Raw genomic sequence first — 1,037 nt, 5'->3', positions numbered from 1 at the left:
CTTCTATAGGGTTGCCACCCACTATGTTTGATAACCAGCCCATAATTAGTGCCCCGCCTGTTTTAAGTAACTTGCTTCACGCCAGCGACGCGTAGTGTATCGGTCACCAAAATCAACGAGCTCTCTGATCATGGCTTGGGTGTTTTGCGTTATGGCGTAGCGCCAAAAATTAGGGCAACGCTTAGCTAAATGGCCGTACTGAAACGCCACCGATGCAATAACGGTTTGCATAGGTTCGCTTAGCTGTGCAAATTCAACCGTTGAGTGCTGGTTGTAAGTAGCAACTAGGTAATCAGTTGATTGCTGCTTTACACATAAATCAATAATGGTTGCTTCGTTTTCGTTAATATTAAGCGGGTTTTGCTTACAGGCTTTTAGTGCTTGGTTGCCTTTTAATAAGCAAAAGCGCTTTAATTTGTTAGCGATAAATTCGGGCAATAAGTATTTCAATGCTGCTTCATCGCATTGGCCAATATCAAAGCCGGTGGCAATAGTGACCCCCGAATTAGAATGTTTAGCATCGGGCACATAGCCGGTTAGCTGTGGGCCACCTTCCAGTGCGGCGATAAACTTAAAATTCACTTTGATATTGTTCATAATTACTCGCTTAACGATTGGCACGGTACACAACGCTGCACACCTTTTATGGCTTGTTGCCGTGCTTTGGGTATTGAGTCGCCGCAATCAATGCAATCCGTTGCACTGATAACGCAGCTGTTGTTAAGTCCTTTTATGCGCTGATCGGTAAACCGTTTTTCAGCGCGTTCCTGTGCAATTACTAGGTGGTCTAGATCATCCATTTACTAACTACCTTATTGCACTATGTTTTCAATTTCGTCGGGGCGCAGGTACGGCACACCGTTAATTTTTACAAAGTCTGGGTCGGTTACATCAAACGGAATTTTAAACAGGCTGGCGCTGCCGCCTTTTTTGTCTATGTCTAAAATATCGCTTAGCTTAATGCGGCAACCAAAAGCTTCTACTTTCATTTCGTCTTGGCTGGTTTTGGCGTAAAACATAATGTCGAACGGTTCCAT

The 1,037-nt window shown here is 44.1% G+C and carries 3 protein-coding genes; all 3 read right to left on the bottom strand.

Annotated elements, in window-relative coordinates:
• Positions 1–45 precede the first annotated feature (45 nt).
• Positions 46–597 (bottom strand): pesticin C-terminus-like muramidase, encoded by a 552-nt coding sequence (locus L654_RS0101520; protein WP_024607041.1) that lies wholly within the window; start codon positions 595–597, stop codon positions 46–48.
• 2 nt (positions 598–599) lie between these two features.
• On the bottom strand, positions 600–800 hold the full coding sequence (locus L654_RS0101515; RefSeq protein WP_024607040.1) for a TraR/DksA C4-type zinc finger protein: 201 nt from the start codon (positions 798–800) through the stop codon (positions 600–602).
• A 12-nt stretch (positions 801–812) separates the two neighbouring features.
• A partial coding sequence (locus tag L654_RS0101510) for a phage protein (protein ID WP_024607039.1) occupies positions 813–1,037 on the bottom strand: 225 nt, incomplete at its 5' end.

It is taken from the genome of Pseudoalteromonas sp. TAB23 (assembly GCF_000498075.1).
GTDB classification, from domain to species: Bacteria; Pseudomonadota; Gammaproteobacteria; order Enterobacterales; family Alteromonadaceae; genus Pseudoalteromonas; species Pseudoalteromonas arctica.
This window is presented reverse-complemented; position numbering and strand designations above follow the sequence as displayed.